This window comes from Cronobacter sp. HA18006, assembly GCF_011605445.1.
GTDB classification, from domain to species: domain Bacteria; phylum Pseudomonadota; class Gammaproteobacteria; order Enterobacterales; family Enterobacteriaceae; genus Cronobacter; species Cronobacter sakazakii.
On record NZ_JAANQB010000022.1, the window covers coordinates 179,380 to 205,628 of the forward strand.

17 protein-coding genes and 2 tRNA genes are annotated in these 26,249 nt (G+C 57.4%); 11 read left to right on the forward strand and 8 right to left on the reverse strand.

The window, feature by feature from the left end; genetic code table 11:
• Window positions 1-10: 10 nt before the first annotated feature.
• The 4 genes from recC (at window position 11) to recD (ending at window position 11,747) form a co-directional block, all read left to right on the forward strand.
• Window positions 11-3,382, forward strand: a complete 3,372-nt coding sequence (gene recC / locus G9X48_RS15495; protein ID WP_014728138.1) for an exodeoxyribonuclease V subunit gamma — start codon at window positions 11-13, stop codon at window positions 3,380-3,382.
• Between the two features lie 105 nt (window positions 3,383-3,487).
• Window positions 3,488-6,376, forward strand: a complete 2,889-nt coding sequence (gene ptrA, locus G9X48_RS15500) for a pitrilysin (RefSeq protein WP_097641579.1) — start codon at window positions 3,488-3,490, stop codon at window positions 6,374-6,376.
• A complete protein-coding gene (gene recB, locus G9X48_RS15505) occupies window positions 6,373-9,915 on the forward strand; it encodes an exodeoxyribonuclease V subunit beta (RefSeq protein ID WP_097641580.1) in 3,543 nt (1,180 codons plus the stop codon). The genes ptrA and recB overlap by 4 nt, the downstream gene beginning before the upstream one ends.
• Window positions 9,912-11,747, forward strand: coding sequence for an exodeoxyribonuclease V subunit alpha (recD, locus tag G9X48_RS15510; protein WP_097641581.1), 1,836 nt, complete (start codon window positions 9,912-9,914; stop codon window positions 11,745-11,747). Before recB ends, recD begins: the two co-directional genes overlap by 4 nt.
• A gap of 36 nt (window positions 11,748-11,783) precedes the next feature.
• Here recD and argA read toward each other — a convergent pair whose 3' ends face one another.
• Window positions 11,784-13,115 (reverse strand): amino-acid N-acetyltransferase, encoded by a 1,332-nt coding sequence (gene argA, locus G9X48_RS15515; protein WP_007701355.1) that lies wholly within the window; start codon window positions 13,113-13,115, stop codon window positions 11,784-11,786.
• Between the two features lie 227 nt (window positions 13,116-13,342).
• On the opposite strand from argA, the gene amiC reads away from it, so the two are divergent.
• A complete protein-coding gene (gene amiC, locus G9X48_RS15520) occupies window positions 13,343-14,596 on the forward strand; it encodes an N-acetylmuramoyl-L-alanine amidase AmiC (RefSeq protein ID WP_012123899.1) in 1,254 nt (417 codons plus the stop codon).
• Window positions 14,597-14,684: 88 nt separating this feature from the next.
• Here the strand turns inward: amiC and G9X48_RS15525 are convergent.
• Together G9X48_RS15525 and G9X48_RS15530 are read right to left on the reverse strand one after the other, a co-directional pair.
• Window positions 14,685-14,761, reverse strand: a tRNA-Met gene (locus G9X48_RS15525).
• A gap of 41 nt (window positions 14,762-14,802) precedes the next feature.
• Window positions 14,803-14,879, reverse strand: a tRNA-Met gene (locus G9X48_RS15530).
• Window positions 14,880-15,082: 203 nt separating this feature from the next.
• Between G9X48_RS15530 and mltA the strand changes: the two genes are divergently transcribed.
• Both mltA and tcdA read left to right on the forward strand, forming a co-directional pair.
• Entirely contained in the window at window positions 15,083-16,180 is a 1,098-nt protein-coding gene (gene mltA / locus G9X48_RS15535) for a murein transglycosylase A (RefSeq protein WP_004385385.1), read from the forward strand.
• 109 nt (window positions 16,181-16,289) lie between these two features.
• Window positions 16,290-17,099 carry a tRNA cyclic N6-threonylcarbamoyladenosine(37) synthase TcdA gene (tcdA, locus tag G9X48_RS15540; protein ID WP_097641936.1) on the forward strand — a complete coding sequence of 270 codons (810 nt, stop codon included), beginning with the start codon at window positions 16,290-16,292 and terminating at the stop codon, window positions 17,097-17,099.
• Here tcdA and csdE read toward each other — a convergent pair whose 3' ends face one another.
• Window positions 17,100-17,543: a cysteine desulfurase sulfur acceptor subunit CsdE gene (gene csdE, locus G9X48_RS15545; protein WP_012123901.1), complete on the reverse strand. Its 444-nt coding sequence runs from the start codon at window positions 17,541-17,543 to the stop codon at window positions 17,100-17,102.
• Window positions 17,544-18,749: a cysteine desulfurase CsdA gene (csdA, locus tag G9X48_RS15550; protein ID WP_097641937.1), complete on the reverse strand. Its 1,206-nt coding sequence runs from the start codon at window positions 18,747-18,749 to the stop codon at window positions 17,544-17,546. It lies immediately after the preceding gene.
• 192 nt (window positions 18,750-18,941) lie between these two features.
• Here csdA and G9X48_RS15555 point away from each other — a divergent pair, with 192 nt between their 5' ends.
• From G9X48_RS15555 to rlmM, 4 genes are all read left to right on the forward strand, one after another.
• The gene (locus G9X48_RS15555; protein WP_004385389.1) at window positions 18,942-19,169 is read left to right on the forward strand and encodes a YgdI/YgdR family lipoprotein; all 228 of its coding nucleotides are present in this window, start codon (window positions 18,942-18,944) and stop codon (window positions 19,167-19,169) included.
• Window positions 19,170-19,514: 345 nt separating this feature from the next.
• On the forward strand, window positions 19,515-20,432 hold the full coding sequence (gcvA, locus tag G9X48_RS15560; protein ID WP_004385390.1) for a glycine cleavage system transcriptional regulator GcvA: 918 nt from the start codon (window positions 19,515-19,517) through the stop codon (window positions 20,430-20,432).
• A 45-nt stretch (window positions 20,433-20,477) separates the two neighbouring features.
• Window positions 20,478-20,873, forward strand: coding sequence for a DUF423 domain-containing protein (locus tag G9X48_RS15565; protein WP_007701398.1), 396 nt, complete (start codon window positions 20,478-20,480; stop codon window positions 20,871-20,873).
• A complete protein-coding gene (gene rlmM, locus G9X48_RS15570) occupies window positions 20,866-21,966 on the forward strand; it encodes a 23S rRNA (cytidine(2498)-2'-O)-methyltransferase RlmM (protein WP_054625605.1) in 1,101 nt (366 codons plus the stop codon). The genes G9X48_RS15565 and rlmM overlap by 8 nt, the downstream gene beginning before the upstream one ends.
• A 246-nt stretch (window positions 21,967-22,212) precedes the next feature.
• Here rlmM and xni read toward each other — a convergent pair whose 3' ends face one another.
• The 3 genes from xni to G9X48_RS15585 all read right to left on the reverse strand — a co-directional run bounded on the left by xni (window position 22,213) and on the right by G9X48_RS15585 (window position 25,819).
• On the reverse strand, window positions 22,213-22,968 hold the full coding sequence (xni, locus tag G9X48_RS15575) for a flap endonuclease Xni (RefSeq protein ID WP_097641938.1): 756 nt from the start codon (window positions 22,966-22,968) through the stop codon (window positions 22,213-22,215).
• A gap of 130 nt (window positions 22,969-23,098) precedes the next feature.
• On the reverse strand, window positions 23,099-24,466 hold the full coding sequence (locus tag G9X48_RS15580; RefSeq protein WP_097641939.1) for an L-serine ammonia-lyase: 1,368 nt from the start codon (window positions 24,464-24,466) through the stop codon (window positions 23,099-23,101).
• Window positions 24,467-24,532: 66 nt separating this feature from the next.
• On the reverse strand, window positions 24,533-25,819 hold the full coding sequence (locus tag G9X48_RS15585) for an HAAAP family serine/threonine permease (protein ID WP_004388154.1): 1,287 nt from the start codon (window positions 25,817-25,819) through the stop codon (window positions 24,533-24,535).
• Between the last annotated feature and the right edge of the window lie 430 nt (window positions 25,820-26,249).

Here is a 26,249-nt window from a genome sequence, read left to right on the forward strand (position 1 = left end):
AGGAGTCACTATGTTACGGGTTTATCACTCCAACCGGCTTGATGTGCTGGAAGCGATTATGGAGTTCATTGTTGAACAACAGCCGCTTCCCGATCCCTTCGAGCCTGAGATCGTCCTGGTGCAAAGCACCGGTATGGCGCAGTGGTTGCAGATGAGCCTGGCACAGAAATTTGGCATCGCCGCGAATATCGAGTTTCCACTTCCGGCAAGCTTCATCTGGGACATGTTCGTGCGCGTGCTGCGCGATATTCCACAGGAGAGCGCCTTTACCAAACAGAACATGAGCTGGAAACTCATGAAGCTTTTGCCAGGTATGCTCACTTTGCCTGACTTCGACATGCTGCGGCACTACCTGCACGATGACGAAGATAAACGCAAACTGTTCCAGCTCGCCTCACGCGTGGCGGATCTCTACGATCAGTATCTGGTGTATCGCCCCGAATGGTTGACCCGCTGGGAGGCAGGAGATGTTGTCGATGGTCTTGGCGAGCCACAGCGCTGGCAGGCGCCGCTCTGGAGGGCGCTGGTTGAACACACCGCAGCGCTCGGGCAGCCGCAGTGGCACCGCGCTAACCTTTATCAGCGTTTTATTCGTACGCTTGAGACGGCGGAAAGCCGCCCGGAAGGGCTGCCCGCCCGCGTGTTTATTTGTGGCATCTCGGCACTGCCCCCTGTCTATCTACAGGCTTTACAGGCGCTGGGTAAACACATTGATGTGCATCTTCTTTTTACTAACCCGTGCCGTTATTACTGGGGCGACATACAAGACCCGGCTTTCCTCGCGCGTCTGTTAAGCCGCAAGCGTAAACTGCATGCGAAAGAGGGAACGGCACCGCTTTTTAAAGACAGCGAAACGGCCCCCGCTCTGTTCAATGAAGAAGGCGAGCAGGAAGTGGGAAACCCGCTGCTTGCTTCCTGGGGCAAATTAGGCCGTGACTACACGTACCTGCTTTCAGGCCTTGAGCGTTTTGAGGAGATGGATGTATTTGTCGATCTCGAACCCGATAACCTGTTGCACAGTCTGCAGTTCGATCTGCTGGAACTACGTAATCAGGCGCAGGCGGGCGTGACGCTAGAGGAGTTTGAGCGCAGCGATGGAAAACGCCTGCTGGATCCTGACGATCGCAGTATCAGTGTGCATGTCTGTCATAGCCCCCAGCGCGAAGTGGAAATTCTCCATGACCAGCTTCTGCAAATGCTGGAGGCCGATCCACAGCTGACGCCGCGCGATATCATCGTGATGGTGGCGGATATCGACAGCTACAGTCCGTTTATTCAGGCTGTCTTTGGCAGCGCGAGCCAGGAGCGATACCTGCCGTTCGCCATCTCTGACCGGCGCGCGCGTCAGGCTCACCCTGCGCTTCAGGCATTCATTACGTTACTCTCGCTGCCGGACAGCCGTTTTGTCTCTGAAGATGTCCTGGCACTGCTGGAAGTCCCGTCGCTTGCCGCCCGTTTCAATATCAGCGAAGAGGGGCTGCGCTTCCTGCGACAGTGGGTGAATGAGTCCGGCGTACGCTGGGGCATTGATGATGACAACGTGCGTGAACTGGCGCTGCCAGCGACCGGTCAGCACACCTGGCAGTTTGGTCTTACCCGTATGCTGCTGGGCTACGCCATGGAAAGCCATCTTGGCGAATGGCAGTCGGTGTTGCCGTATGATGAATCCAGCGGGTTAATTGCTGAACTGGTCGGCCATCTTGCTGAACTCTTAATGCAGCTTAACCTGTGGCGCAAAGGCCTTTCGCAGGCGCGGCCGCTGGCGGAATGGCTGCCGGTCTGTCGGGAAATGCTCGATAGCTTCTTTGCCCCTGATGCTGAGACCGAAGCCGCGCTGGCGCTCATCGAACAGCAGTGGCAGGCGATTATCGAGCAAGGCATTAGCGCACATTATGAAGATGAAGTGCCACTCACGTTGCTGCGTGATGAGCTGGCGAAAATGCTCGACCAGGAGCGCATCAGTCAGCGTTTTCTCGCCGGGCCGGTAAACTTCTGTACGTTGATGCCGATGCGCTCGATTCCTTTTAAGGTCGTATGTTTGCTGGGCATGAACGATGGCGTTTATCCAAGAACACTCGCGCCACTGGGTTTTGATCTGATGAGCCAGAAGCCGCAGCGCGGGGATCGCAGCCGTCGCGACGACGATCGTTACCTCTTCCTGGAGGCGCTGATTTCCGCTCAGCAGCAACTTTACATCAGCTACATTGGCCGTTCGGTACAGGATAACAGCGAAAAGTATCCATCAGTGCTGGTGCAGGAGCTGGTGGATTATCTTGCCCAGAGCCATTATCTGCCGGGCGACGAGGCGTTGAACTGTGATGAAAGCGCCAAAAAGGTAAAAGCCCATCTGATGCGGCTTTATCCCCGTACCCCTTTTGATGCGGAAAACTTTCAGCCTGCCAGAGAGACTCAGAGCTACGCCCGCGAATGGCTGCCCGCCGCCAGCGAGCAGGGTGAGGCGCATCCGGAATTTATCAAACCGCTGACACCAGTCACGCTTGAGGAACTGCCATTTGAACAGTTCCAGCGCTTCTGGCGCCACCCGGTGCGGGCCTTTTTCCAGTTGCGGCTGAAAGTTAACTTCCGCACGGAAGAGAGCGAACTGCCGGATGCCGAGCCTTTTACGCTGGATAGCCTCGGCCGCTACCACATGAATCAGCAGCTACTGAATACGCTGGTGGAGCAACAAGATCCTGAAGCCCTCTATCGTCGATACCGTGCGGCAGGAGAGCTCCCCTACGGCGCGTTCGGCGAGCTGTTCTGGGAAAGCCAGCTACAGGAAATGCAGGCTCTGGCCGAGCGAGTGCTGGCTGAGCGCGATGGCGGCGAAAGCCAGGAGATTGCGCTTGAGCTTGGTAATGTCGAAATGACGGGCTGGTTGCAGCATGTGCAGCAGGACGGGCTGTTACGGTGGCGGCCTTCCATACTGCGTGTTGAACATGGAATGCAACTTTGGCTTGAGCATCTGGTCTACTGTGCCTGTGGCGGTGAAGGAACCAGCCGCCTTTATGGCCGTAAAGATAGCTGCTGGCGCTTTCCGCCCGTACCGCGTGAGCAAGCGGAACACTATTTGCGCGAGCTTACCGAGGGGTATCAGCAGGGAATGCGCGAACCGCTGATTTTGTTGCCGCAGAGTGGTGGTGAGTGGCTAAAAGCCTGTTATGACGTGAAGAACGATGCCATTTTGTGGGATGAAGAAACCCAGTTGAAAGCACGTAATAAGCTGATTCAGGCCTGGACGGGTAACCAGATGGTAGAAGGCGAGGGGATGGATATCTGGTATCAGCGTCTGTGGCGTAACCTGGAGCCGGAGTATTACGAGGCCATCATCCGCGAGGCGCAGCGTTATCTGCTGCCGCTGTTCCGCCATCACCAACCCTGACCATTAAGCGCAGACGGCGACGTTGACGCCCTCATAAGAAGGACGTAGCCGTATGCGCCGCATGTTAATGATGAATAGCAGAAGCAGTAAATGAGAGGTTTATTGATGCCTGGATGTCGTAACTGGTACAAAGCGCTGTTGTTATGCATGGCCTTCTGGGCTCCCTTGTCTCAGGCCGATACAGGCTGGCAACCACTGAAAGAAACGATCCGTAAAAGCGATCGTGATAACCGTCAATACCAGGCTATCCGGCTCGATAACGGAATGGTGGTTTTACTGGTCTGCGATCCGCAGGCCGTAAAATCGCTCTCCGCGCTGGTGCTGCCGGTAGGTTCGCTGGAAGACCCTGACGATCATCTGGGGCTTGCGCATTATCTTGAGCACATGACGCTCATGGGCTCCAAAAAATACCCTGAGCCTGACAGTCTGGCGGAATACCTGAAGCTGCACGGCGGAAGCCATAACGCCAGCACGGCACCTTACCGCACCGCCTGGTATCTGGAAGTAGAAAATGACGCTCTCGATGGCGCGATGGACAGGCTTGCGGACGCGATCGCTGCACCGAATCTCGATAAAACTTATGCCGATCGTGAACGCAACGCGGTAAATGCGGAATTAACCATGGCGCGTGCGCGCGACGGGATGCGTATGGCGCAAATCAGCGCCGAAACGTTAAACCCGGCGCATCCGGGCTCGCGTTTTTCCGGCGGCAACCTGGAGACGCTGCGTGATAAGCCTGGCAGTCCGCTCCATCAGGCACTGGTGGGCTTTCGGGATAAATACTACTCCGCGAACCTCATGAAAGCCGTGGTCTACAGTAACCGCCCGTTGCCGGAGCTTGCCCGCATGGCCGCGCAAACCTGGGGACGCGTGCCGAATAAAAACCTGACGGCGCCTGAAATCACTACCCCTGTCGTAACACCCGCACAGCAAGGCATTTTTATTCACTATGTCCCTGTGCAGCCGCTTAAGGCGTTGCGCGTTGAATTTCGCATCGATAACAACAGCGACAAATTCCGCAGTAAAACCGATGAACTCATCGGCTACATGATAGGCAGCCGCAGTCCTGGCACATTATCTGACTGGCTGCAAAAAGAGGGGCTTGCCGAAAGCGTCAGAGCGGACTCCGATCCGGTTGTCGCCGGAAACAGCGGCGTGATGGTCATTTCCGTCTCGCTCACAGACAAAGGGCTCGCACAGCGCGACCGCGTTGTGGCAGCTATTTTCCGCTATCTTCAGACGCTGCGCGATAAAGGCATTGATAAACGCTATTTCACCGAGCTCTCTCATGTGCTGGATCTCGATTTCCGCTATCCCTCTATCACCCGGGATATGAACTATGTTGAGTGGCTGGCTGACAGTATGCTGCGCGTGCCCGTTGAGCATACGCTGGATGTGGTGAATATTGCGGATCAGTTTGATCCCGGGGCGGTGAACGCGCGCCTTGCGATGATGACGCCGGAAAACGCGCGAATCTGGTATATCAGCCCTGAAGAACCGCACAACAAAACGGCCTATTTTGTCGGCGCGCCTTATCAGGTTGAGAAAATCCCGGCTGCAACGCTAAAACAGTGGCAAACGCTGGGGCAGCAGATTGCGCTTACCCTGCCGGAGCCAAACCCTTATATCCCGAGCGATTTCAGCCTGATTAAACCGCAGAAGCCGTATGCGCATCCTAAGCTGCTGGTTCAGGAGCCGGAGCTACGCGTGCTCTATATGCCAAGCCGCTATTTCGCCAGCGAGCCGAGAGCGGATATCACCCTGGTGCTGCGCAATGAGCAGGCGATGAACAGCGCGAAAAACCAGGTGTTGTTCGCGCTGAATGATTATCTGGCCGGGATTGCCCTTGATCAGCTGAGCAACCAGGCCTCCGTAGGCGGCATCAGTTTCTCCAGCAGCGCCAACAGCGGGCTGATGATTAGCGCGAATGGCTACACCCAGCACTTACGTAAGCTGTTCCTGACGTTGCTGGACGGCTATTTCAGCTACGAGCCTACCGAGGATCAGCTGGCGCAGGCGAAATCCTGGTATAAGCAGATGCTGGCATCGGCGGAGCAGGGCAAAGCCTACGATCAGGCTATTATGCCGGTACAGATGGTCTCTCAGGTGCCGTATTTCCAGCGTGAAGCGCGCCGCGCGCTGTTGCCGGAAATCACACTAAAGGACATCCTCGCTTATCGCGAGAGCCTGAAAACCCATGCCCGCGCGGAATTCCTTGTGGTCGGCAACCTCGCCCCTGAGCAGGTGAAAAATTTCACACAGGAGGCCGTTCGTCAGTTGGGCCTGAAAGGGAAAAGCTGGACGCGCACCCGGGACGTCAGCGTAGATAAAGCGCAGCAGGCTATCTTTAACAAAGCGGGCAGCAGCACGGATTCCGCCCTGGCCGCGTTGTTTGTGCCTGTCGGGTATAACGAATCGACCAGCTCTGCCTGCAGCGCCATGCTTGGGCAGATTATTTCGCCCTGGTTCTACAACCAGCTGCGTACGCAGGAGCAATTAGGTTATGCCGTCTTCGCCTTCCCGATGCCTGTTGGCCGCCAGTGGGGGATCGGTTTCTTGCTGCAAAGCAGCGAAAAGCAGCCCGATTATCTCTGGAAGCGCTATCAGGCTTTCTTCCCGCAAGTGGAGTCGCGGCTTCGCACGCTGAACGCGCAGGATTTTGCGCATATACAGCAAAGTATCATTAACGACATGCAGCAGGCACCACAGACGCTTGGCGAAGAAGCCTCGCAGGTGAGTAAAGACTTCGATCGGGATAATTTAAACTTCGATTCTCGTGATAAAGTTGTGGCCGAAATCAGACAGCTGACGCCGCAAAAACTGGCCGACTTTTTCCATCAGGCCGTACTGGCCCGACAGGGTATGACCATCCTCTCACAGGTCTCCGGCAGCCAGAGCCCGCAGGCGCGTTATGCAGCGCCTGAAGGATGGCCGGTGTATCAGAGCGTCAGCGACTTGCAACAATCTTTACCGCTTCTGAGTGATACGCAATGACCGATGAGCCCGCAGCCTCCCTTGATCCCCTCCGCCTGCCCTTAACGGGCGAGCGGTTGATAGAAGCCTCTGCTGGCACCGGGAAAACCTATACCATCGCAGCGCTGTATCTGCGTCTGCTGTTAGGCCTGGGCGGCGAGGCGGCTCACCCGCGCCCGTTAACCGTTGAAGAGCTGTTAGTCGTAACCTTTACCGAAGCCGCGACGGAAGAGCTACGCGGGCGTATCCGCAGCAATATTCACGAACTGCGTGTGGCCTGCCTGCGCGAGCGCACCGACGATCCACTCTACCAGCGGCTGCTGGATGAGATTCCGGATAAACCACTGGCGGCCCGCACGCTGCTGCTGGCGGAACGGCAGATAGACGAGGCGGCCATCTTTACCATTCACGGCTTCTGCCAGCGCATGCTGAGCCTGAATGCCTTTGAATCGGGGATGCCATTCGAGCAGCAGTTAATTGAAGATGAATCGCTGCTGCGTTATCAGGCCTGCGCCGATTTCTGGCGTCGCCACTGTTACCCGCTCGCCAAACCCCTGGCGCGCGTGGTCTGCGAACAGTGGGACGGGCCGGAATCGCTGCTGCGCGATGTAAACAGCTTTCTGCATGGCGAAGCGCCGAAGCTCAAAACGCCACCGCCGGATGACGAAACGATTGAATCGCGCTATGAAAACGCGATAGCGCGTATTGACGAGGTCAAAGCCCTGTGGCGTGAAAACGCTGAAGAACTGGCGGCGCTGATTCAAAATTCGGGCGTCGATAAGCGCAGCTACAGCAGCCGTTATTTGCCCGCATGGCTTGACCAGATGGCCGCCTGGGCGCAGGAAGAGACCACTTCCTGGCAACTGCCGGGCGCGCTTGAGAAATTTGCCCAGAGCACGCTACTTGAGAAGACCAAAAAAGGCGATGCGCCGCGCCATGCGGTATTTGATGCAATCGATGCGTTGCTGGCCGAGCCTTTCACCATCCGCGATCTGCTCATTGCCAGAGCGATGGCGGAAATCCGCTACACCGTTGCTCAGGAGAAGCGCCGCCGCGGCGAGCTGGGCTTTGACGACATGCTGAGCCGCCTCGACGAGGCGCTGAATCAGCCGGGCGGCGAGGCGCTGGCGGCGGCGATTCGCACCCGTTACCCGGCGGCGATGATCGATGAGTTTCAGGATACCGACCCGCAGCAGTACCGTATTTTCCGTCGCATCTGGCTGGGCCAGCAAGAGACCACATTGCTGCTTATCGGCGACCCGAAACAGGCAATTTATGCGTTTCGCGGTGCGGATATTTTTACTTACATGCGCGCTCGCGGCGAAGTAAACGCTCACTATACACTTGATACGAACTGGCGTTCGGCACCAGGCATGGTGGAGAGCGTCAATAAAATATTCAGCCAGATGGAAAACGCGTTTATGTTTCGCGATATCCCTTTTCTGGCGGTGAAGCCTGCCGCACGCAACCAGTCGCTGCGTTTTACTTTTGCCGGGAAGACTCAGCCCGCCATGAAGCTTTGGCTTATGGAAGGCGACGGCGCAGGAGTAAGTGATTACCAACAAACAATGGCGCGCGTCTGTGCGCAGCAGATCCGCGACTGGTTAAGCGCGGGTATGAAGGGTGAAGCGCTGTTGTGGCGCGAAGAGCGTGCGAGACCGGTTCAGGCGTCAGATATTACGGTGCTGGTGCGTAACCGCATCGAAGCGAATCTGGTGCGCGAGGCGCTGAATGCGTTAAACATTCCCTCTGTTTATCTTTCTAACCGCGACAGCGTCTTCGCCACCCAGGAGGCGCTGGAGATGCTCTGGTTGCTACAGGCCGTGCTGGCACCAGAGGTGGAAACGCGGCTTCGCAGCGCGCTGGCGGCAAGCATGCTCGGGCTGGATGCGCCAGCCATTGAGGCGCTCAATGAAAATGAAAACGCCTGGGATGCGCTGGTAGAGGAGTTCGACGGCTACCGGCAGATCTGGCTGCGGCGCGGCGTGATGCCGATGCTGCGCGCGCTGATGACGCACCGGCAGGTGGCGGAAAACCTGCTCGCCACACCGGGCGGCGAGCGCAGGCTGACGGATATTCTCCACCTGAGCGAATTGCTCCAGGAGGCTTCTGCGCAGGCCGACAGTGAATATGCGCTGGTGCGCTGGTTAGCCCAGCATATCGCCGAGCCGGACGCGAGCGCCTCCAGCCAGCAGCTGCGTCTGGAAAGTGATAAACATCTGGTTCAGGTCGTCACTATTCATAAATCGAAAGGGCTTGAATATCCGCTGGTCTGGCTGCCCTTTATTGCCGATTTCCGCGAACAGAAACAGGCCTTTTACCACGATCGCGAGACGTTTACGCCGATGCTCGATCTGAGCAACGCCGAAGAGAGCCTGGAGCTGGCAGAGATGGAGCGGCTGGCGGAGGATTTACGTCTGCTTTATGTGGCGTTGACGCGCTCCGTCTGGCATTGCAGCCTGGGCGTGGCGCCGCTGTTTCGCCGCCGTGGCGCGAAAGAAGGCGAAACCGATCTCCACCGCAGCGCGCTTGGCAGGCTGATTCAACAAGGCGAAGCGCTGGATGCGAACGGCCTGCGTCGCTGTATTGAAGCCTTGTGCGATGAAAATCTGGCGCTGGAGATCCCGGGCGAGCCGGATAACACGCCCTGGATGCCGCCGGAGTCAGCGCCGCCGACGCTTGCCGCACGTGAGCTGCAACGACGCATTATTGATGAATGGCGCGTCACCAGTTATTCAGGTTTACAGCAGCATGGTGCAGGGCGCGCGCTGGATCTGCTGCCAAAGCTGGATCTGGACGGTGCGGGCGCGCGTGACGTGCCTGATGAACCGGTAATGTCTCCGCATACGTTTCCACGCGGCGCGTCGCCAGGCACTTTCCTGCACAGCCTCTTTGAGGAGATCGATTTTACCCAGCCGGTATCGCCGGAGTGGGTAACGCAGCAGTTGCAACTGGGCGGTTTCGACGAAGCCTGGCAGCCGGTCTTGAGCCGCTGGATAGATGACGTGTTGAGCGCGCCGCTGAACGAGACCGGCGTGTCGCTGAATCAGCTTGGCGCGAAAGATAAACAGGTGGAGCTGGAGTTTTACGTGCCGATTGACGCCGCGCTGCGACCTGAGGCGCTTGACGCGCTGATTCGCGAGCACGACCCGCTTTCCGCGCAGTGTCCGCCGCTCGATTTCCGCCAGGTGCGCGGTATGCTGAAAGGCTTTATCGATCTGGTTTTCCGCTGGCAGGGGCGTTATTACCTGCTGGATTATAAATCGAACTGGCTTGGGGACAGCCCGGAAGCGTATACGGTGGAAGCGATGTCGCAGGCGATGCAGACGCACCGATATGATCTGCAATATCAGCTATACACGCTGGCGCTGCACCGCTATTTGCGCCATCGCCTGCCGGACTATGATTACGAGCGTCACTTCGGTGGCGTGATTTACCTGTTTTTGCGCGGCGTGACGAAAGAAGATATGCGCCAGGGCATCTTTACGACTCGCCCGGCGCAGGCGCTGGTCACGGCAATGGATGCGCTGTTTGCCGGCGCGGAGGAGAAAGCGTCATGAAAATGCATCAACTGATCCAGCAGGCCGTAGTGCAAAAGCTTCTGCGCCCGCTGGATGCCCAGTTCGCGATGATGGTGGCAAGCGATGATGAACCGGCGGTGATGCTCGCCGCCGCGCTGGTGAGCCGCGACGCCGGTGAAGGCCACGTCTGTCTGCCGCTCTCCCGGCTGTGTGCGACGCACTGCTTCGCCGGGCGTCACGATGAAATGGCGCAAACGCTGTTTGAGGCGGCGGGCAATCCGGACGACTGGCGCTCGCTGTTACTGGCATCGCCTGCGGTGAGTGAGGACGACGCGCCGACGCCGCTGAAGCTCATCGGCGAGCGTTTGTATCTGAACCGTATGTGGCGTCATGAGAGGGCGGTCGCGGCGTTCTTTCGCGAGCGTAACCATAGTATTGAACTGGAAGAAGCGCGCCTGAGCGCGGTACTGGAGGCGCTTTTTGGGCCACCAGGCGATGAAGTGGACTGGCAGAAAGTGGCGGCGGCAGTCGCGCTCACCCGGCGCATCTCGGTGATTTCCGGCGGGCCGGGCACCGGGAAAACCACCACGGTGGCGAAACTGCTGGCGGCCATGGTGCAGCTCTCGGAAGAGAAACTGCCGCGTATCCGCCTTGCCGCGCCGACCGGTAAAGCCGCGGCGCGCCTGACGGAATCGCTCGGTGCTGCGCTGCGTCGTTTGCCACTGAGCGACGCGCAGAAAAACGCGCTGCCGGAAGAAGCCAGCACGCTGCACCGCCTGCTGGGTGCGCAGCCGGGCAGCCAGCGTCTGCGCTACCACGAAGGTAACCCGCTGCATCTGGATGTTCTGGTGGTGGATGAGGCTTCGATGATAGACCTGCCGATGATGGCGCGGCTTATCGCGGCGCTGCCGGACCATGCGCGGGTGATTTTTTTAGGCGATCGCGATCAGCTGGCGTCCGTGGAAGCGGGCGCGGTGCTCGGTGATATCTGCCACTACGTGAACCACGGTTTTACCACTGAACGCGCCACCGAGCTTGCCCGCATCACGGGGTGTCACATTAACGGCGGCGAGCCTCATCCGGCAGGCGCGCTGCGCGACTGCCTGTGCCTGCTGCAGAAAAGCTATCGTTTTGGCAGCGATTCCGGCATCGGCCAGCTCGCGTTTGCTATTAATCGCAGCGATCATCGCGCCGCCAGAGCGACGTTTAGCCGGGGATTTGACGATATCGCCTGCAAAACGCTGGCGGGTAACGACGATTACGCACAGATGATTGACGAGACGCTGGCAGGCTACGAGCGGTTCTTAACGCTGGTCCGCGAGCGTGCCGAGCCGGAGGCCATTCTTGCGGCCTTCAGCGAATTCCAGATGCTCTGCGCGCTGCGTGAAGGGCCGTTCGGCGTCGCCGGGCTTAACGAGCGTGTGGAACATGCGCTGGCGCAGCGGCGGCTGATTCGTCGCACGCCGCTGTCGCGCTGGTATGAAGGGCGGCCGGTGATGATTTCGCGCAACGACAGCGCGCTGGGGCTGTTTAACGGCGATATCGGCGTGGCGCTGGATCGTGGCGATGGCCTGCGCGTCTGGTTCCCGATGCCCGGCGGCAAGCTGAAACCCGTCGTGCCAAGCCGCTTGCCGGATAATGACACCGCGTGGGCAATGACGGTGCATAAATCACAGGGTTCGGAGTTCGATCATGCGGCGCTGCTCCTGCCGGGGCAGTTCGCGCCGGTGGTCACGCGAGAGCTGGTCTATACGGCGATTACGCGCGCGCGGCGACGGTTGTCGCTGTATGCGGATGAGCGGGTGCTGGAGATGGCCATCGCGACCAGAACGGAACGGCGCAGCGGCCTGATGGCCTGCTTTGAACAATAAGCGCGGCCCGGTGATGGCCAGGCCGCAGCGGGGCTGTCAGGTTAAATCCGCCATCAGCACCTTCGAGCGGCGCTGATAGTTGTACATCTGCTTTTTGCTTTCGGGCAGCAGGTCGATATCCACCGGCGCGAACCCGCGCTCCTGGAACCAGTGAATGCTGCGGGTGGTTAGCACAAACAGTTTGGATAATCCCATCTGTTTGGCCTGGGTGGCGATGCGCTGCAACAGGACTTCGCCGCGCGCTGAGCTGCGGTAATCCGGATGCACAGCCACGCATGCCATTTCACCGATTTTCTCTTCCGGGAAGGGGTAGAGCGCGGCGCAGGCGATGGTCAGATTATCGCGCTGGATAATCGTGAATTTGTCTATTTCCATCTCCAGCTGTTCGCGCGAGCGGCGCACCAGAATGCCCTGTTGCTCCAGCGGCCGGATAAGCTCCAGAATGCCGCCGATGTCATTAATGGTGGCGCGGCGGATCTGCTCGGCGCTTTCCATCACAATCTGCGTGCCAATGCCGTCACGGGAGAACAGCTCCTGCAGCAACGCGCCATCTTCCTGATAGCTAATGAGGTGGCAGCGACGCACGCCGCTGCGGCAGGCTTTAACCGCGCCACGCAAAAAGCGCACGGTGCCGGAGTGGTAGTCGCCTGCGGCTTCCAGCGTGTCGAGCCGCGCCTGCGCCTCGTTCGGGAACAGCTCGGAAATAATGTCGCCGTCGTCGCTCATCACGCCCTGCGACGAGCAGAACCCGATCATCTTCTCAGCCTTAAGCTTGATGGCAAGCTGGGTGGCGACTTCTTCAGACGTCAGGTTAAAGCTCTCGCCCGTTACCGACACCGCCACCGGCCCGAGCAGCACAATCGCGCCGCTGTCGAGCTGGCGGTGAATAGCGTCTTCATCGATGCGGCGAATACGCCCGCTGTGGCAGTAATCGACGCCGTCATCCACGCCGAGCGGCTGTGCGATGATAAAGTTGCCGCTCACCACATTAATATGCGCGCCCTGCAGCGGCGTGTTGCCGAGGCTCATTGAGAGACGGGCGGTGATATCGAGCTGCAACAGCCCGGCGGCCTGCTTTACCAGCTCCAGCGTTTTGGCGTCGGTGACGCGGGTGTGTTTGTGATAAACCGGTTCATGATGGTGTTCGGCAAGGTTAGCGTCGATTTGCGGACGCGCGCCATAGACCACCACCAGGCGGATGCCAAGACTGTGAAGAAGACCTATATCGTTGACGATACTGGAAAAGTTTTCATGCTCAATGGCCTCGCCGCCAAGCATGATGACAAACGTTTTGCCCCGATGGGCATTAATATAGGGAACAGAATGGCGGAATCCCTGGACCAGTTCAGTTCGACGCTCCTTCACCACGGCAAAACCTCTCAGTGAATGGTTATTCGTAATTTGTGTATTTTTATTCTTTTATTATCCCATGCGCAAGTGGCAATTTTATGGCGGCGGCGCGTCATTACCGCGAACTTAGACGTTCAAAGGCATTTGTTTACCCTTTTATAGATGACAGTTTCGCTACCATTCGCTAAAGTTTTTGGCCATTTTGGTCGTAAGTTGAGTTATTCGCATTAGTGCTCGGGAGTGGCATGTCAGGTTCCAGTCATCTTTTTAGTCGCCGCCAGCTGTTACAGGGCGCGGGGGCGATGTGGTTATTGAGCGTCAGCCAGGCAGGCCTGGCTGCGTCGGGCCAGGTTATTGCGGTGCGCGTCTGGCCTGCTTCCGCCTATACCCGCGTGACGCTGGAATCTAACCGTGTGCTGAAATATCGCCAGTTCGCGCTAAGTAACCCGGAACGCATCGTGGTCGATCTCGAAGGCGTTAACCTGAACGCGGTGCTAAAAGGCGTGGGCAGCCAGATCCGCGTCGACGATCCGTTTATAAAATCCGCGCGCGTCGGGCAGTTTGACCCGAAAACCGTGCGCATGGTGTTTGAGTTAAAGAAAAACGTGACGCCGCATCTCTTTGCGCTGGCACCGGTCGCCGAGTTCCGCGAACGTCTGGTTATCGATCTCTACCCGGCTAACGGCACTAACGAGCAGGATCCACTGCTGGCGCTGCTTGAGGATTACAACAAGGGCGAGCTGGATAAACAGGTGCCGCCTGCCACCAGCGGCCCGCAGCCGGGCAAAGCAGGGCGCGATCGCCCGATAGTCATTATGATCGACCCCGGCCATGGCGGAGAAGACCCCGGCGCGATTGGCAAAAATAAGACGCGTGAGAAAGATGTGGTGCTGCAAATCGCCCGCCGCCTGCGCGCGCTGATTGAACGCGAAGCGAACATGAAAGCGTTCATGACCCGCAACGAAGATATTTTTATTCCGCTGAAAGTGCGCGTGGCGAAGGCCCAGAAGCAGCGCGCCGACCTGTTCGTCTCTATTCACGCTGACGCCTTTACCAGCCGCGCCGCGCGCGGTTCGTCCGTTTTTGCGCTCTCAACTAAAGGCGCGACCAGTACGGCGGCGAAATACCTGGCGCAAACGCAAAACGCCGCGGACCTGGTGGGCGGCGTGAGTAAAAGCGGGGACGTTTATCTCGATCACACCATGTTCGATATGGTGCAGTCGCTGACGATTTCCGACAGCCTGAAATTTGGCAAAGAGGTGTTAGGGCGTCTCGGGCGGGTGAATAAACTGCATAAGAATAAAGTGGATCAGGCGGGCTTCGCCGTGCTGAAAGCGCCGGATATTCCGTCGATTCTGGTCGAAACCGCGTTTATCAGTAATGAGGAAGAGGAGCGTAAGCTTCGCACCGCGACATTCCAGCAGGAAGTGGCGGAGTCGATTCTGGCAGGGATAAAAGCGTATTTCGCCGATGGCGGGACGCTGGCAAGGCGCGGATAACGCGCCTTTTTGACTGGCCGTAAAAGGCAGACAAAGGGAATGCTGAATTGCAGGCATAAAAAAACACCCGTCAGGGTGTTCATTTTATTGGTTGCGGGGGCCGGATTTGAACCGACGACCTTCGGGTTATGAGCCCGACGAGCTACCAGGCTGCTCCACCCCGCGTCCGTCTTACTGCTTCACATTGTCGCGCTGTGCGCGTTAATTGGTTGCGGGGGCCGGATTTGAACCGACGACCTTCGGGTTATGAGCCCGACGAGCTACCAGGCTGCTCCACCCCGCGTCCGTGGATGCGCACTATACTCCGCTGAGCTTTCGTTGCAACCTTTTTTTAAAACAATAAGCTGAATCGGCGTCAGCTTGCCGAAATATTATCCGTGTTGATGATTCTTTAATCCCGATGCCTGTCTGAAAGGGCTTATGCGTTTCCTTGCGAGCGCCGGTTTGCTATCTTCGCCTGCGGACAGCGCAATAGCGGAGAGAGTCATGAAAGGACGTTGGGCAAAATATCTGGCGGCAGGGGCGATGATCGCGCTGCTTTCCGCCTGTTCCTCCAAACCGACCGATCGCGGTCAGCAATATAAAGACGGCAAATTTACGCAGCCGTTTTCGCTGGTAAACCAGCCGGACGCCGTTGGCGCGCCCATTAACGCCGGAGATTTCTCCGAGCAGGTCGCGGCTATTCGCAGCGCCTCGCCGCGTCTTTTTGGCTCTCAAAGCAGCGTCTATAATGCCGTACAGGAGTGGCTGCGCGCCGGTGGCGATACCCGTTCGCTGCGCCAGTTCGGCATCGACGCCTGGCAGATGGAAGGGGCGGATAATTACGGTAACGTCCAGTTCACTGGCTATTACACGCCGGTGGTGCAGGCGCGCTATACCCGTCAGGGCGAATTCCAGTACCCGATTTACCGTATGCCGCCGAAACGCGGACGCCTGCCGTCGCGCGCCGAGATTTACGCTGGCGCGCTCAGCGATAACTACGTGCTGGCATACAGCAACTCGCTGATGGATAACTTCATTATGGATGTGCAGGGCAGCGGCTATATCGATTTCGGTGATGGACGCCCGCTGAATTTCTTCGCCTATGCCGGTAAAAACGGCCATCCGTACCGCAGCATCGGTAAAGTGCTTATCGATCGCGGTGAAGTGAAGCGTGAAGATATGTCGATGCAGGCGATTCGCCACTGGGGCGAAACCCACAGCGAGCAGGAAGTACGCGCGCTGCTGGAAGAAAACCCGTCTTTCGTTTTCTTTAAACCGCAAAATTACGCGCCGGTGAAAGGCGCAAGCGGCGTACCGCTGATTGGCCGCGCGTCGGTGGCCTCTGACCGCTCGATTATTCCGGCAGGCACCACGCTGCTGGCAGAGGTGCCGCTGCTGGACAATAACGGCAAGTTCAACGGACAATATGAGCTCAGGCTGATGGTGGCGCTGGATGTCGGCGGCGCGATTAAAGGCCAGCATTTCGATATTTATCAGGGCATCGGCCCGGACGCCGGGCACCGCGCAGGCTGGTATAATCACTACGGCCGCGTCTGGGTGCTGAAAACCGCGCCGGGTGCCGGCAACGTGTTCAGCGGCTGATTATGCTATTCTGAGCAACCTGTCGCCCGGCGGCGTAACGTCTGCCGGGCCTGCGGATTTCTGAGCAAGGGTGAGGGAGAACTCTCACCCTTTTTATATCTGAGGTTTTATGGCTGTAGTTATCACAGACGCCTGGCGCAGCCGCTTTGGCGGCACGGCCCGTTTATATGGCGAAGCGGCGTTGCAGCTCTTTGCCGACGCGCATGTCTGCGTGGTGGGTATCGGCGGTGTCGGCTCGTGGGCGGCGGAAGCGCTGGCACGCACCGGTATCGGCGCGATTACGCTTATCGACATGGATGACGTGTGCGTCACCAATACCAATCGTCAGATCCATGCGCTGCGCGATACGGTCGGGCAGGCGAAATCCGAAGTGATGGCCGGGCGTATTCGCCAGATCAACCCGGAGTGCCGCATCACCGTGGTGGATGATTTCGTCACTGTCGATAATGTGGCGCAATACATGAACGCCGGGTTTAGCTATGTTATCGACGCTATCGACAGCGTGCGGCCAAAGGCGGCGCTGATTGCGTACTGCCGTCGTAATAAAATTCCACTGGTCACCACCGGCGGCGCGGGCGGGCAGACCGATCCGACGCAGATCCAGGTGGTTGATCTCGCCAAAACCATTCAGGACCCGCTGGCCGCGAAACTGCGCGAGCGGCTGAAGAGCGATTTCGGCGTGGTGAAAAACAGCAAAGGGAAACTTGGCGTGGACTGCGTTTTCTCCACCGAAGCGCTGGTCTATCCGCAGGCCGACGGCTCGGTGTGCGCGATGAAAAGCACGGCGGAAGGGCCGAAGCGTATGGACTGCGCTTCAGGTTTCGGCGCGGCCACGATGGTGACCGCCACGTTTGGTTTTGTGGCGGTGTCGCACGCGCTGAAGAAGATGATGGCGAAAGCGGCGCGCAGCGCCGTGTGATCAGGCGTTGCGGGCGGCGTTCTGTACCGCCTGCGCCAGCGCCGCCAGGCCCTGGCCGCGAGACGCGCTGAGCTGGGCGCGCAGCCCTAACTCGTCAAATAACGCCAGCGGAGAGTGTTCCTGTAGCTCCTGCGGCGTTTTGCCTTCCACGGCGGTGAGCAACACCGCCAGCAATCCGCGCACGATGCGCCCCTCGCTGTCGCCATAAAAGTGCAGGCCGCCGTCGGGGCGTTTTTCATAGCCGAGCCAGACCCGGTTTTCACAGCCGGGGATCTCCTGCGCCTCTTGTTTTAATTCCTCCGGCAGCGCCGGAAGCTGTTTGCCGAGCAGGATCAGCTGGCGATATTTATCTTCCCACTGGGTGAGCGGGCCAAACGTCTCACGCAGCGTGTCAGGGGTAATGGAAGCGCCGAACGGGTGCCCGGCAAGGTAAGCAGTCGTCATTTAATCCACCAGTATGTCCAGCGCGCGGTCGATGGCGGCGATCAGCGCCTCGACGTCGCCTTGCGTGTTATAGGGCGCGAAAGAGGCGCGCAGCGTGCCACTGACGCCAAGCGCCGCCAGCAGCGGCTGGGCGCAGTGCTGGCCGGCGCGCAGCGCGATGCCGGATTCCGCGAGCAGTGTCACCAGATCGCTGTGGTGCACGCCTGCGAAATCAAACGCCAGCAGGCTGGAATCCTGACAGCGAAACGAGCGAAAGCCCGTGCGTTTCGCCAGTTCCGCCTCGGCAAGCGTCGCAAGCCCCCGGCTGTAACTTTCAGCTTTCACCAGATCGATATCCTCAAGCCAGGCGAGCGCGGCGCTAAGACCGATAACGCCCGCGACATTCGGCGTGCCCGCCTCAAAGCGGTACGGCACCGGCTGGGTTTTAAAGCCATCGAACGTCACTTCGGTTACCATTTTTCCGCCGCCCAGCCACGGCGACATCTGCGCCAGCAGGTCCGTTTTGCCATACAGCACGCCAATGCCGGTCGGGCCATAAAGTTTGTGGCCGGAGAAAGCGTAAAAATCGATATCCAGATGCTGAACGTCAGGCGGGCAGTGAACCACGCCCTGCGCGCCATCCACCACCACCACCGCGTCTGCAGCATGGGCACTGGCAATCGCCAGCGCGAGATCCGGGCAGCCGCCGGTGACGTTGGACATCTGGCCGAGCGCCAGCAGGAATGTGCGTTCATTAATAAGCGTGGGCAGAGCTGAGAGATTCGGCAGACGGTCGGCACCCAGCGGCAGTTTCACGACCTTCGCGCCGGTCTGTTCCGCCACCATCAGCCACGGCACCAGGTTGGCGTGATGCTCTGCTTCGCTGACGATAATCTCATCGCCCGGCTTCAGGCGCGGACGCGCGTAGCACTGGGCAATGAGATTAATGGATTCGGTGGTGCCTCGCGTCCAGACGATATCGCGGCTGTCTGGCGCGTTAATCAAGCGGGCGACGCCGTCACGCGCGGCTTCGTAACGCTCGGTAAGGCGCTGCGCCTCGGCAAACTGGCTGCGATGCACATTGCCTGCGCTCAGCGAATAGAACTGCTGGCTGGCGTCGATAACCGGCTGTGGCTTTAACGCCGTGGCGGCGCTGTCGAGATAGACGCCCGCGTCACGAAGCGAGGGAAATTGCGCGCGAAATTGGGCGGGACTGAATGCTTTCATGATACTCCTCTTTCCAGTCCTTCGATCGTGGCCCATTTGACGTCGTTAAACAAGGTCATTGATAACCATCGGATAAGTCTGTTTATTCTGGCAAACGGCAGAAAGCAGGTTATGCTGAATAGTGTTAGGTGAATATTTCAGCCTGTTAGCAGACGAAGTTTACATAGCATTAAACTCTAAAGGAGAAGAACCATGAATAAACTTGCCGCTGTAGTATCAGCATGCATGATGACTTTTGCTCTGAGCGCTTGTTCCGGTCCTAACTACGTAATGCATACCAATGATGGCCGTTCTATCGTGACCGACGGGAAACCGAAAACCGATGACGATACCGGTATGATCAAATATAAAGACGCCAACGGTAATCAGCAGCAGATCAACCGTACTGACGTGAAAGAGATGGTTGCGCTGGAGAAATAATCGACTCGCGCAGGCAAAAAAAAGCACCGCAAAGTGCGGTGCTACATTAATCACTATGGACAGACAGGGTAAATGTACAGGAAGTGAAAGAGTAGCTTAGCTACGATGGTCTGAATCGCAGACCAAATGCAAACACAACAACACAACATCACAACCGTAAGCCAAAAGCCCTCCAGAACTCTCATTCCTAAAGACTTTTCGTTCCGGCTCAGGAAGTGCCGCCACTATAGGTATTTGCTGGTGTAACCTCAACGGACAAATTATAATGGCTCAGATAAAAAAAACTAATGGGTGACGACTTGTTTCTCGTTTGTTAATACGCATTTACACATAAGCCAAATCATCATGTCCAAGCGATTACCGCCGTTAAACGCATTACGTGTTTTTGATGCCGCCGCACGCCATTTAAGCTTCACCAAAGCCGCCGAAGAGCTGTTTGTCACCCAGGCTGCCGTCAGCCATCAGATAAAATCACTGGAAGATTTCCTGGGGCTTAAGTTATTCCGCCGACGCAACCGTTCTCTTCTGTTAACGGAAGAGGGGCAGAGTTATTTCCAGGATATCAAAGAGATTTTCTCACAGCTGACGGAAGCGACGCGCAAACTCCAGGCGCGCAGCGCAAAAGGCGCGTTGACGGTAAGCCTGCTGCCGAGTTTCGCGATCCACTGGCTGGTGCCGCGGCTCTCCAGCTTTAACAGTAGCTGGCCTGGGATCGACGTGCGTATTCAGGCGGTGGACCGGCAGGAAGATAAGCTTGCCGATGACGTAGACGTGGCGATTTTTTATGGGCGAGGCAATTGGCCGGGCCTGCGCGTAGAAAAACTCTACGCCGAGTATCTGCTGCCGGTCTGCTCGCCGCTGCTGCTCACGGGCGACAAGCCGTTAAAAGCGCCCGAGGATCTAGCCCGCCACACGCTTTTGCATGACGCTTCGCGCCGCGACTGGCAAACTTATACGCGCCAGCTTGGTCTCAATCATATTAATGTCCAGCAGGGGCCCATTTTCAGCCACAGCGCGATGGTACTGCAGGCGGCCATTCACGGCCAGGGCGTGGCGCTCGCCAACAATGTGATGGCGCAGTCGGAGATCGAAGCGGGCCGTCTGGTCTGCCCGTTCAACGATGTCCTGGTCAGTAAAAACGCTTTTTACCTCGTTTGTCATGACAGCCAGGCAGAACTGGGTAAAATAGCGGCCTTTCGACAATGGATACTGGCGAAGGCGGCGAGTGAACAAGAAAAATTCCGTTTTCGCTATGAACAATAACGACGATTCGCGCGATGTAATCGCGCTTTACTGTAGGGTTACATCATGACCAGCCGTTTTATGCTGATTTTCGCCTCAATCAGTGGCTTTGTTTTTGTGGCGCTGGGTGCCTTCGGCGCGCACGTCTTACGTAAAACGCTCGGCGTTGCGGAGATGGGCTGGATCCAGACCGGCCTTGAATATCAGGCGTTTCATACGCTCGCGATTTTAGGGTTGGCGGTCGCGATGCAGCGTCGCATCAGCATCTGGTTTTACTGGAGCAGCGTTTTCCTGGCGCTCGGCACGGTACTTTTTAGCGGCAGCTTATATTGTCTGGCGCTCTCTCATCTGCATTTATGGGCCTTCGTTACGCCGGTCGGCGGCGTAAGTTTTCTGGCCGGTTGGATATTAATGTTAATTGGCGCGGTGCGTCTGAAGCGTAAAGGTTCGGTTCATGAATAAGGTCATTTTGTACTGCCGTCAGGGTTTTGAGAAAGAGTGCGCGGCAGAGATAACCGACAAAGCCGCGCAGCAGGGCGTGTTTGGTTTCGCCCGCGTCAAAGAAAACAGCGCCTATGTGATTTTCGAGTGTTATCAGCCGGAAGAGGCCGATAAGCTTGCCCGTGAGCTGCCATTCAGCTCGCTGATTTTTGCCCGCCAGATGTTTGTGGCAGGCGAGCTGTTGCAGGATCTGCCGCCGGAAGATCGCGTGACGCCGGTCGTCGGGATGTTACAGGGCGTGGTGGAGAAGGGCGGCGAGCTGCGCGTTGAAGTGGCGGATACTAACGAAAGCAAAGAGCTGATGAAGTTCTGCCGCAAATTCACCGTGCCGCTGCGCGCTGCGCTTCGCGACGCAAAGATTCTGGCGAATTTCGAAACGCCGAAGCGCCCGGTGGTGCATGTCTTTTTCATCGCGCCGGGCTGCTGCTACACCGGGTATTCCTATACCAATAATAACTCGCCGTTTTATATGGGCATTCCGCGCCTCAAATTCCCGGCGGACGCGCCAAGCCGTTCAACGCTGAAACTGGAAGAGGCATTCCATGTGTTTATCCCGGCGGATGAGTGGGATGAGCGTCTGGCAAACGGCATGTACGCAGTGGATCTGGGGGCCTGCCCTGGCGGCTGGACCTATCAGCTGGTGAAACGAAACATGTGGGTCGCGTCCGTGGATAACGGCCCGATGGCGCAGAGCCTGATGGATACCGGGCAGGTGACGTGGCTGCGTGAAGACGGCTTTAAATATCGCCCGACCCGCACCAACATTACCTGGATGGTGTGCGACATGGTGGAAAAACCGGCCAAAGTCGCGGCGCTGATGGCGCAGTGGCTGGTGAACGGCTGGTGCCGCGAAACCATTTTCAACCTCAAGCTGCCGATGAAAAAGCGTTACGAAGAGGTGTCGCAGAATATCGCCTCGATTCAGGCGCAGCTGGATGAACACGGTATTAACGCGCAGATCCAGGCGCGTCAACTTTATCACGACCGTGAGGAAGTGACCGTTCACGTGCGCCGCTGGTGGGCTGCCGTCGGCGGGCGTCGCGACGAGCGATAAGCGCGTTGAGTGACGCATAAGGAAACGGCGGGTGCGCTGCGCTTACCCGCCCTGGGGAATATGCGGTTAAATAATTATGGTATGGCGGGTGCTCGGCGCTTACCCACTCTACGGGATATGCTGTTGAATAATTATGGTATGGCGGGTGCGCTGCGCTTACTCACCCTACGGGATATACGGTTGAATAATTAATGTAGGGCGGGTAAGCGTGAGCGCACCCGCCTTTTTACTGGAAGCGCCCCAAAATCATCCATGCAACCGCAGCTGCTGCAAATTCCCGTCGAGTTGTAAATCCGTTTTCAATGTCGCCACCGCGCGGCAAACAAAGGCGCTCTCACGGTGCGCTTCGAGCTTTTTACGCCACTTCTCCGGCACGTCGTCAAGCTGCTCGTAGAGCGCTTCGAGCGTGCCAAAGTCATTAATCAGCTGCGTGGCGCTTTTCGGGCCAATCCCCGCAACCCCCGGTATTTTCGAGCTACTGATCCCCGCAAGCCCCCAGAAATCCGCCAGCTGGCCTGGCGACACGCCAAATTCACTCTCGATAAACGGCGCGTCCAGCCAGCGTTTCTGGAAATAGTCGCGGATGCGAATTTCCGGACGTAAGAGCTGGCAATAGCCTTTATCGGTCGACACGATGGTTGCCTCATGGCCCGCTGCCGCCACTTTCACTGCGAGCGTCGCGGCGAGATCGTCAGCCTCGTTGCCTTCCACATGCCAGCAGGGCACGCCGCGGCGGGTAAAAGCGTCGCGAAGCGCGGGCATCTCCTGATGCAAATCGTCCGGCATTGGCGGGCGTCCGGCTTTGTAATCGGGCAGAAGCTGGTGACGCCAGCCCTGCGCGCGGGCTTCATCGTCAAACACCGCGACGGCGTGTGTCGGCTGACTGTTACCAATCAGTTGCTCCAGCGCGTGCAGACAGGTATCCACGCACGGCGTGCCCTGCACCGCATGTATCCGGCGGATCAGGTTTAGCGCATCGACTATCAGCAAATGAACGGGCATGGCGGCACCCCTTACGAAAATGACAGGCCGTTACCGTAACATTTTTGCCGGATGCTCACCATTAAGCCGTGTGGATTCAGGAAGATAACGCGCAAAAAAACGCCCTGCGAACAGGGCGGTGAGGAGGGGGTTAATCGCAGGCGACCACTTTAACTGCCAGTCCGCCGCGTGAGGTTTCACGATAGCGTGCGTTCATATCCTTGCCAGTCTCGAACATGGTTTCGATGACTTTATCGAGGCAGACGCGCGGCTCGCTGGTGCGGCGCAGCGCCATGCGCGCGGCATTGACGGCCTTCACTGAGGCGATGGCGTTACGCTCGATGCATGGCACCTGTACCTGTCCTGCCACCGGGTCGCAGGTCAGCCCCAGGTTGTGCTCCATGGCGATTTCCGCTGCGATGCAGACCTGCGCCGGGCTGCCGCCGAGCAGTTCCGCAAGGCCCGCCGCCGCCATTGAGCAGGCGACGCCCACTTCGCCCTGACAGCCAACTTCGGCACCCGAGATAGACGCATTCATCTTATAAAGTGAGCCAATCGCGCTCGCCACCAGCAGGTAGCGCGCCAGTGAGTTAGCGTTTACTTCACGAATGAATTTGTCGTAGTACGCCAGTACCGCCGGCACGATACCGCACGCGCCGTTGGTCGGTGCGGTGACCACGCGACCGCCTGCGGCATTTTCTTCATTGACTGCCAGCGCGAACATGTTGATCCAGTCCACGACGTTCATCGGATCGGCGTCGTTCTTGTCGTGGCTGACAAGCATGCGACGCAGCGCGGCGGCGCGACGCGGGACGCGCAGTTTGCCGGGCAGAACGCCTTCGGTGGTAGTGCCGCGCTCAATACCTGCGCGCATCACGTCCCACACCTGAGAGAAATGGGCTTCGAGTTCTTCTTTGCTGTGCAGCGCCAGCTCGTTTTTCATCATCAGGCCGGAGAGCGACAGGCCGGTTTCACGGCAGTGGCGCTGAAGATCTGCGGCGGTGTTATACGGATACGGTACGTCGATTGCGGACGATTGCGTCTGGCCGAAGTGGGCTTCGTCAACAATAAAGCCGCCGCCAATCGAGTAATACGTCTGGCTGTAGACAACATCGTCGCCCGCAAGCGCGGTAATACGCATGCCGTTTTCATGCAGCGGCAGGTTATCGGCATGAAAATTCATGCACTGATCTACCGGGAACGCCACTTCGTGCGCGCCGTTCGCCAGCATCAGACGGCTGTGGGTATTTACGTCCTGAATGAAACCGGGAATGGCGTCGATGTCTACGGTGTCCGGCAGGTTGCCGGCAAGGCCCATAATAATGGCGATATCGGTATGGTGGCCTTTGCCGGTCAGCGACAGGGAGCCATACACATCCACCACCACTTTCGTCGTCTTATACAGCAGGTTCTGCGCGACAAGGTCGTCGGTGAACTGTTTGCCCGCTTTCATTGGCCCTACGGTATGGGAGCTGGAAGGACCAATACCGATTTTGAAAATATCAAAAACGCTGATCATGATGTGTACCATCGAATAAATAACGGGGGAGGGCTCGCGCCGCCGGGCGGCGGCGCGGACAAAACATTAGCTGAAGAGTGAGTAGAAAATCGCGGAGATGGCGATAAGACCCATGATGGTCACAAATACGTTGCTGATGTGGCCGCTGTATTTGCGCATCGCCGGGACTCTCGCAATGGCGTACATCGGCATCAGGAACAGGATCATCGCGATAATCGGGCCGCCCAGCGTTTCGATCATGCCGAGAATGCTCGGGTTCAGGGTCGCTACGATCCAGGTGGTGATCAGCATGAACAGCGCGGTGATGCGGTTCAGTTTGTTTACTTCGATGGTTTTGCCACGGCTGCGCAGCGATTTAATCACCATGCCGTTGAAGCCTTCACGTGCGCCCAGATAGTGGCCCAGGAACGATTTGGTGATGGCGATGATTGCGATAACCGGACCTACCCAGGCGATAACCGGCACATTGAAGTGGTTAGCCAGGTAAGACAGGATGGTGATGTTCTGTGCTTTCGCTTCCGCCAGGTTTTCCGGGGAGAGGCTCAGTACACAGCTGAATACGAAGAACATCACGGTAACGACCATCATGATGTGCGCGTACGCCAGAATGCGGGAGCATTTTTTCTCAGCTTCAGCGCCGTACTCTTCACGTTTCGCCACGGCGAAAGCGGAGATGATGGGCGAGTGGTTAAAGGAAAACACCATTACCGGGATAGCCAGCCACAGGGTCATCAGCAGGCCATTACCGGTAGAAGCATGGCTGAAAGAGAGAGTTTCCAGCGCTGCACCACTCCAGTTCGGGATCAGGAAGCAGGCCATCAGCATCAGGACAGCAACGAACGGGAACACCAGTACGCTCATCGCTTTCACGATCATCTGCTCGCCGAAACGCACGATAGTCATCATGCCGACAATCAGAATCAGAGAAAGGATCGCGCGCGGCGGAGACGCCAGCCCCAGCTGGTGCGTAATGAAGCTATCAACCGTGTTAGTGATCGCTACGCTGTACATCAGCAGGATAGGGTAAATCGCGAAGAAATAGAGCAGAGTGATGACTTTACCTGCACCAACGCCGAAATGTTCTTCGACCACTTCGGTGATGTCTTCACCCGGGTTTTTACCGGACAGCACGAAGCGGGTCAGCGCGCGGTGTGCGAAGAAGGTCATCGGGAATGCAAGAATTGCCATGATAATCAGGGGAATCAGGCCACCAACACCGGCGTTGATCGGCAGGAAAAGCACCCCTGCGCCAATCGCGGTGCCGTACAGGCCAAGCATCCACATGGTATCAGTTTTTCGCCACGCGCTGCTTTTGGCTGCTGTAGCAACATTGACGGTTTGAGTCGTTTCCATCTGTGTATCTCCTGGAGGAAGCAAAAACGAACTTTAAAGTGACATTCAATAAATTTGCGACGAACGGTAAAACGAAATCCTGTAGAGCGGGATTTTTTTGTAATTTTTCCCCAAATCTCTGGCGGTGCGAAAGATACATTCACGCACTGAATCTATCAGTGATCCCGATCCCAATTGCAATAATCCACTTTTTTATTACGCGTTTTTTAGATCATATCACTGGCTTTGGGCGCGACACCGTTATTAATGCGCGCAGAGCCTGACACTGACGGCAGATGAGGTAAATAGAGCGGAAGAAAATGATGATTAATTTTCTGTAAAAACCAGCAAAAACAGCACGTCCGGATTCTTTCGCAGAAATTTCCGGGATTATGCGCGGTGTTTTTTAGAGCGCAAACGTTTTGGTTAAGTCTCAGATGATAAAAAAGGC

Bases quoted from the DNA above. Each gene is read 5' to 3' on its own strand.
- xni (WP_097641938.1), bottom strand. From the start codon at position 22,968: ATGCCCGTTCATTTGCTGATAGTCGATGCGCTAAACCTGATCCGCCGG.
- G9X48_RS15555 (WP_004385389.1), top strand. From the start codon at position 18,942: ATGAATAAACTTGCCGCTGTAGTATCAGCATGCATGATGACTTTTGCT.
- rlmM (WP_054625605.1), top strand. From the start codon at position 20,866: ATGAATAAGGTCATTTTGTACTGCCGTCAGGGTTTTGAGAAAGAGTGC.
- G9X48_RS15585 (WP_004388154.1), bottom strand. From the start codon at position 25,819: ATGGAAACGACTCAAACCGTCAATGTTGCTACAGCAGCCAAAAGCAGC.
- csdE (WP_012123901.1), bottom strand. From the start codon at position 17,543: ATGACGACTGCTTACCTTGCCGGGCACCCGTTCGGCGCTTCCATTACC.
- gcvA (WP_004385390.1), top strand. From the start codon at position 19,515: ATGTCCAAGCGATTACCGCCGTTAAACGCATTACGTGTTTTTGATGCC.
- G9X48_RS15580 (WP_097641939.1), bottom strand. From the start codon at position 24,466: ATGATCAGCGTTTTTGATATTTTCAAAATCGGTATTGGTCCTTCCAGC.
- ptrA (WP_097641579.1), top strand. From the start codon at position 3,488: ATGCCTGGATGTCGTAACTGGTACAAAGCGCTGTTGTTATGCATGGCC.
- recC (WP_014728138.1), top strand. From the start codon at position 11: ATGTTACGGGTTTATCACTCCAACCGGCTTGATGTGCTGGAAGCGATT.
- recD (WP_097641581.1), top strand. From the start codon at position 9,912: ATGAAAATGCATCAACTGATCCAGCAGGCCGTAGTGCAAAAGCTTCTG.
- mltA (WP_004385385.1), top strand. From the start codon at position 15,083: ATGAAAGGACGTTGGGCAAAATATCTGGCGGCAGGGGCGATGATCGCG.
- tcdA (WP_097641936.1), top strand. From the start codon at position 16,290: ATGGCTGTAGTTATCACAGACGCCTGGCGCAGCCGCTTTGGCGGCACG.
- csdA (WP_097641937.1), bottom strand. From the start codon at position 18,749: ATGAAAGCATTCAGTCCCGCCCAATTTCGCGCGCAATTTCCCTCGCTT.
- amiC (WP_012123899.1), top strand. From the start codon at position 13,343: ATGTCAGGTTCCAGTCATCTTTTTAGTCGCCGCCAGCTGTTACAGGGC.
- recB (WP_097641580.1), top strand. From the start codon at position 6,373: ATGACCGATGAGCCCGCAGCCTCCCTTGATCCCCTCCGCCTGCCCTTA.
- G9X48_RS15565 (WP_007701398.1), top strand. From the start codon at position 20,478: ATGACCAGCCGTTTTATGCTGATTTTCGCCTCAATCAGTGGCTTTGTT.